General features: G+C 71.3%; 5 protein-coding genes and 1 pseudogene. 4 read left to right on the forward strand and 2 right to left on the reverse strand.

From position 1 onward, the window contains the following. The 4 genes from ACWEKM_RS45370 to ACWEKM_RS45385 form a co-directional block, all read left to right on the forward strand. Positions 1-1,219 (forward strand): serine hydrolase domain-containing protein (locus ACWEKM_RS45370; RefSeq protein ID WP_451627165.1); only part of this gene is annotated, 1,219 nt, incomplete at its 5' end. 24 nt (positions 1,220-1,243) lie between these two features. Next, positions 1,244-3,484, forward strand: coding sequence for an MMPL family transporter (locus ACWEKM_RS45375; RefSeq protein ID WP_451627166.1), 2,241 nt, complete (start codon positions 1,244-1,246; stop codon positions 3,482-3,484). 35 nt (positions 3,485-3,519) lie between these two features. Beyond that, positions 3,520-4,737: a sensor histidine kinase gene (locus ACWEKM_RS45380; RefSeq protein ID WP_451627167.1), complete on the forward strand. Its 1,218-nt coding sequence runs from the start codon at positions 3,520-3,522 to the stop codon at positions 4,735-4,737. Further along, complete coding sequence (locus ACWEKM_RS45385; protein WP_451627168.1) at positions 4,730-5,416, forward strand: response regulator; 687 nt, start codon at positions 4,730-4,732, stop codon at positions 5,414-5,416. Before ACWEKM_RS45380 ends, ACWEKM_RS45385 begins: the two co-directional genes overlap by 8 nt. Positions 5,417-5,446: 30 nt before the next feature. On the opposite strand, the pseudogene ACWEKM_RS45390 reads toward ACWEKM_RS45385, so the two are convergent. Then, positions 5,447-5,683, reverse strand: a pseudogene (locus ACWEKM_RS45390) (LuxR C-terminal-related transcriptional regulator); the annotation flags it as partial. 74 nt (positions 5,684-5,757) lie between these two features. Further along, positions 5,758-6,168, reverse strand: a 411-nt coding sequence (locus ACWEKM_RS45395; protein WP_451627169.1) for a hypothetical protein, incomplete at its 5' end; no start/stop codon positions are given.

The following is a 6,168-nucleotide window of genomic DNA, read 5'->3' on the forward strand; positions in this document are numbered from 1 at the left end:
CACGCCGGACGCGGTCGCGCTGAACGACTCCGCGCCGCGGGGCGTCGACAGCAGCCGACTGGCCGGCCGACCGGCCGGAGAGGACGCCGCCGCGCGGCAGCTGGCCGCGCTGATGCAGAAGGAAGTCGACGCGGGCGCGCCAGGAGTGGCGGTGCGGGTGGAACTCGGCAACGGGAGGACGATCTCGCTCGCGCGGCAGGCCGCGTGGACCAGGCGGGACCACAAGCTGTCCGCCCATGACCAGTTCCGGATGGGGTCGAACACCAAGACCATGATCGGTGTGCTGGTGCTGCAACTGGTCGCCGAGCACAAGGTGTCGCTGCAGGACCGGGTGGAGAAGTGGCTGCCGGGCCTGGTGCCCGGCGGCGGGAACATCACGCTGAAGATGCTGTTGAACCACACCAGCGGCCTGTTCGACTACATCAACGATCCCGGCACCCTCGCCCGGGTGACCGGTGCGGACACGTCCTCGGTGACGCCGGAGGAGTTGCTGGCGGTCTCGGCGCAGTACCCGCCGCTGTTCACACCGGGCGCCGAGTACGCCTACAGCAACACCAACTATGCGGCACTGGGCCTGGTGTTGGAGAAGGCGACCGGCCAGGACCTGGCAACGCTGCTGCAGCGTCGGATCATCCGGCCGCTCGGCCTGCACGACACCTACCTGGCCACCAGCGGGGCGTCCCGGGACGGCGACAAGCTGGCCGATGGCTACGAGCCGGATGCCGAGCACCTGGCGCCGCTGCTGCCACCGGAGGCGCCCAAGGGCACCGCGTTCGCCGGCCCCGCCCGGGGCGACCATGTGCTGGTGACCTCGCTCAACCCCGAATGGGCGTGGGCCGCCGGCGCCATCGTGTCCACGCCGGCCGACGAGCAGCGGTTCCTGCGGGCGCTGGCGTTCGGCAGGCTGCTGCCGCCCGCGCAGCTCGCCGAGATGAAGACGACCGTGGTGGAGACGCCCGGTGACCCGGACAGCGCGCGGTACGGGCTCGGTATCGAGAGGTACCTCAGCCCGTGTGGACCGGTGTGGGGGCACACCGGCGCGGTTCCCGGCTACTCCAGCCAGAACTACACGGACGAGACCGGGAAGCGCTCGGTCACCGTGGTGGCCACGACGCTGTTCGGGATGCGCGCCGAGGGTGTGGGCGCCGCGGACCAGAAGGTGGTCGACGCCGCGGTCTGCACCATGCTCGGCAAGTCCCTTCCGGCAGACGCCAACTGACGCCAACCAGAAGAGGAGGCGATCATGGAGCGCCGGACGACCACAATGGAACACCCGATGCCCAGGGCGCAACGCCCGATGGTGACAGTGCGGATCGCGCGGTGGAGCGCGACACACCCGTGGCGGGCGATCGTCGGCTGGGTGCTGTTCGTCGCGGTCTGTGTCGCGGTGGGCGGTGCGGTCGGCACGAGGACGGCCGACGCGGACTTCTCGTCGGGGGAGTCGGGCCGCGCGGCCGAGATCGTGGACAGCGGCCGGTTCTCCGACCCGGCGATGGAGAACATCCTGATCAGTGCCCGGTCCGGCGCCCTGGACGAGACGGTCGCCCGGCGTGCCGCCGCCGACATCACCGCACGCCTCAAGGCGCTGCCCGCGGTGGCGGAGGTCCAGTCGGCCGTCCTCGCGCCGAACGGGTCGGTGCTGCTCGTCCAGGCGGAGATCGCGGGGTCGGTCGACGACGCCGGAGACCGCGTCCAACCGCTGCTGGACGCGACGGCAACCGTCGCGCAGAGCTACCCGGCGCTGCGGGTGGAGGAGGCCGGCGACGCCTCGATGGACAAGGCGCTGAACAGCCGTATCCAGGGCGACTTCCACAAGGCGGAACTCATCAGTCTCCCAGTCACGTTGGTGATCCTGCTGGTGGCCTTCGGCGCGCTGGTCGCCGCCGGTGTCCCGGTGCTGCTGGCGCTGTCGTCGGTCGGGACGGCGATCGGGCTGTCCGCGCTGGCCTCGCACCTCGTGCCGGCCACCGACGTGCTGGACAGCGTCATCCTGCTGATCGGGATGGCGGTCGGGGTCGACTACTCCTTGTTCTACCTGCGGCGGGAACGCGAAGAGCGGGCCAAGGGCCACAGCGGCGTGGACGCGGTCGAGATCGCGGCGGCCACCTCCGGGCACGCGATCGTCGTCTCCGGTCTGGCGGTCACGGTCTCCATGTGCGGCCTGTTCATCGTGAACGGCTCGACGTTCCACTCGCTGGCGACCGGCGCGATCCTGGTGGTGGCCGTGGCGGTGCTCGGCTCGGTCACGGTGCTGCCCGCGCTGCTGTCCAAGCTCGGACGCCGGCTCGACCGGCCGCGCGTCCCGCTGGTGTGGCGGCTGGCCGCCCGGCAGGAGGGCGAAGGCCGCTTCTGGCCGGCGGTGCTGCGGCCCGCTGTGCGGCGCCCGAAGGCCACCCTCGCGGTCGCCGTCACCGGACTGCTGGCGCTCGCCGCCCCGGCGCTGGGCATGACCCTCAAGCTGACCGACGACGCGGACCTGCCCCGCTCGATCCCCATCATGCGGAGCTACGACCGGCTCGCCGACGCCTTCCCGAGCACCGGCTCCTCCTTCCAGATCGCGGTCCGCACCCCGGCCGGGGAGGCGGCCCGGGTGCGACAGGCGCTCACCGCACTGGGCGAACGCACACAGCGAGACCCGCTGTTTGCGCACGACCGGCAGCCACAGCTACGGACCTCGGCGGACCGTACGGTGTCCGTTCTCGACGTGGGCGTGCCGTACACGGCGGGCAGCGACAAGGCGACACGAGCACTGGAGGACATACGGCAGCGACTGGTCCCGGCGGCGCTGTCAGGGCTGCCGGGCGCGCAGTACGCGGTCGGCGGCTGGATCGCGATGAACGCCGACTTCAGCTCCGACGTGGCCGACGCTATGCCCTGGGCGATCGCATTTGTGCTCGTGCTCACCCTCGCCGTGCTGCTGGCCACCTTCCGGGCACCGGTCATCGCCCTCACCGCGATCGCGCTGAACTCGCTGTCTGCGGCGGCCTCGTACGGGCTGCTGACGCTGGTCTTCCAACACCACTGGGCCGAGGGCCTGTTGGGCTTCCGGTCCAACGGCGGGATCGTGACCTGGCTGCCGCTGTTCCTGTTCGTGGTGCTCTTCGGGCTGTCGATGGACTACCACGTCTTCGTGGTGAGCCGGATCGAGGAGGCGGTCCGCGACGGAATGCCGAACCGGCAGGCGGTCGTGCGCGGTATCACCACCTCGGCCGGCACCGTGACCAGCGCGGCCGTGGTCATGGTCGCCGTCTTCTCCATTTTCGGCACCCTGACCACCCTGGACATGAAGCAGCTCGGAGTCGGACTCGCCGCGGCGATCCTGCTGGACGCCACGATCATCCGGGCCGTGGTCCTGCCCGCCGCGATGATCATGCTCGGCGAGTGGAACTGGTGGACACCACGACCCCTGCGCCGCGAACAGCACGCGGTGCCGGAACGGCTCCCTGCCGCCACCGCGAACGTCGGCTCCGATGGCGGGAATTGACCATGCCGCGAGAGATCGCCGCTAGGGTCGGACGGGTGAGGGAGTACTCCACCTGGTGGCGTTCCGGATGGCGCCCCCGGGGTGTCGACGCCGGGCTTGTCGTACTGACGCTGTGCGCGCCGTTGCTGTTGCAGCCCAGCACGGATGTGTCGGCGCGAGCCTGGTGGTTGCTGGCCGGCTGCGAGGTGGTGGTCGCGGTCGTCCTGCCGCTGCGGCGCAGGCTGCCGGTGGCCGTGTTCCTGGTGATCACCAGCGCCCTGGTGACCGGGGTCGTCTGGGGCGCTGCCGTGGGTGTGCGGCTGTCCCTGCTGGTCTACCTGTCGCTCGCCGTCGCCCTCCACAGCGTGGGCAGCTACTGCACGAGCCGGCCGCGCACCTGGCTGGCCGTGCTCGGCGGTGGCGCGGTGGTCGCCGTCGGGATGTGGATCAACCACATGACGACCTTCTCGGCGGACTACCAGGGCTCTTCGGATGTGTTCGCCGTCCTCGCCCCGATGCCGTTGGCCTGGGCCACCGGGTTCGCCGCCCGCATCCACCGCGCGAACCTCGCGGCGACCGAGCGGCGCGTCGAGGACGTACTGGGCGAACAGCAGTTGCGTGAACAGCAGGCCGCGCAGCAGGAACGGGTGCGGATCGCCCGCGAGATGCACGATGTGGTCGCGCACTCGCTCACCCTGCTCGTGGTGCGCGCGGAAACCCTGCGCGCTCGCGGCGGCGAGCTGCCGGAGTGGGCGCGCACCGAGACCGACGGGCTCGCCCTCGCGGGCCGTCAGGCCGGCGGCGAACTACGGGACCTGCTGCGGGTGCTGCGCGGTCCCGACGACGCGGCGCCGCTGCAACCGATGCCCGGTCTCGGCGATCTGCCCGACCTGCTGGACCGCAGCCGGGCCGCGGGCGCGCGCGTGGACGCGCGGATCGAGGCGGAGGCGGACGCACTGCCGCGCCCGGTACAGCTCACCGTCTACCGCATCGTGCAGGAGTCGCTCACCAACGCGCGCCGCCACGCACCGGGCGCGCCGGTCCGAGTCACCGTCGCCGAGGAGGCTGGGCGGTTGCGCTGCGAGGTGGTCAACCCCCGGCCGGCGGAGCCCGCCCCGGCCGGCTGGGGCACCGGTCTGGGACTGGTCAGCATGCGCGAGCGGGTCGACACGTTGGGCGGCGAGCTGCGCGCCGGACCGACCGGCGAGGGCGGCTTCCAGGTGGTGGCCACGCTGCCACTGAGCCCCATGACACGGGACGCCGCCGGTGTCTGAGCCGATCACCGTGCTTGTCGTGGACGACGAGCGGATCATCCGCGACGGCCTGGCCGTGATACTGGACAGCCAGGAGAACATCACCGTGGTCGGCACAGCCGGGGACGGCGAGGAAGCCGTCGAGGTGTGTGTCCGGCTGAAACCCGACGTGCTGATGCTGGACATCCGCATGCCGCGCAGGGACGGGCTGTGGACGCTGGCCGAACTGGCCCGGCGCGGCATGCTGGGGCCCTGCCGCACCCAGGCGCTCATACTGACCACGTTCGACCTCGACGAGTACGTCGACCAGGCGCTCGCCGCAGGCGCCGTGGGATTCCTGCTGAAGAACAGCTCCTACGAAGAACTCACCGCCGCGGTGCGCGCCACGGCCGCCGGGCACAGCGCGCTCAGTCCCGCGGTCACCCAGCGGATCATCGCGAGCCACCTCGCCACCCGGCAGCGGCCGGACAACGGCGACCTGACCCGGCTGGCCGACCTGACACCACGGGAGCGCGATGTGCTGCGCCTGGTGGGCGACGGGCTGAGCAACGCGGAGATCGCCGTCCGGCTCGTGGTCAGCCTGCACACGGTGAAGACGCACGTCAGCCGCGTACTGGCGAAAACCGGATGCCAGAGCCGCGCACAGGCGGCCGTACTGGCCCGTCGTACATGGAACCCACCACCGCCCCGGACGGAGTGACACCGCGCGGACGCCGCCACCAGCGGCGCGTCAGGTCACCAGCCCTCGACGGCAAGCGTAGACGGCCGCCTGGACGCGGTCGCGGAGCCCGAGTTCGGCGAGGACGCGTGACACAAAGGTCTTGACGGTCTCCTGGCTGATCAGGAGCGCCACGGTGATCTCGCTGGGGGAGAGGCTGTCCGCGATGAGGCGAAGGACCTCAAGTTCGCGAGGGGGCAGCGGAATGTCGTGCCGGGTGTCCTCGGCGGGCCGGATACGGCCGCGATCCACCCCGACGACGTCATCAACCATGCCGAGGCCCGGGAGCGCGCTGTCCCGATTGCCCACCGGCCCATGGCGCTCTACCAGGCCGAACTGCTGTACACCGACTTACGAACACCGACACCGACCGAGGAGAAAAGCGTCATGACCACCGCGACCGCCCGTTCGCCGCCCGCACCGTTCTCAGGGTCGGCTACGGCGCGTCGCAGCTCAAGCGTCTGCCTGACCGCCGCGGCGAGGCCGTCGCGTTGCTGCGTCGCGCGATCGAGCGAGTCCCGCTCCCACGAAGTCCCCATCGGCTGACCGGAACCAACGCGGACCGGGCCGTCACCACACCACACGCCGGACACCCTGACGAACCGCCAGGCCACGCCGGGAAACCCCGCTCTACCAGGCTCCAAGGACGGATCATGAAGGCCATCATCTACCGCGACAACGGTGCCCCCGACGTTCTCCGGCTCGTCGACCGTGACCTGCCGGCGCCCGGCGCC

This window comes from Streptomyces sp. NPDC004752, from assembly GCF_053601275.1.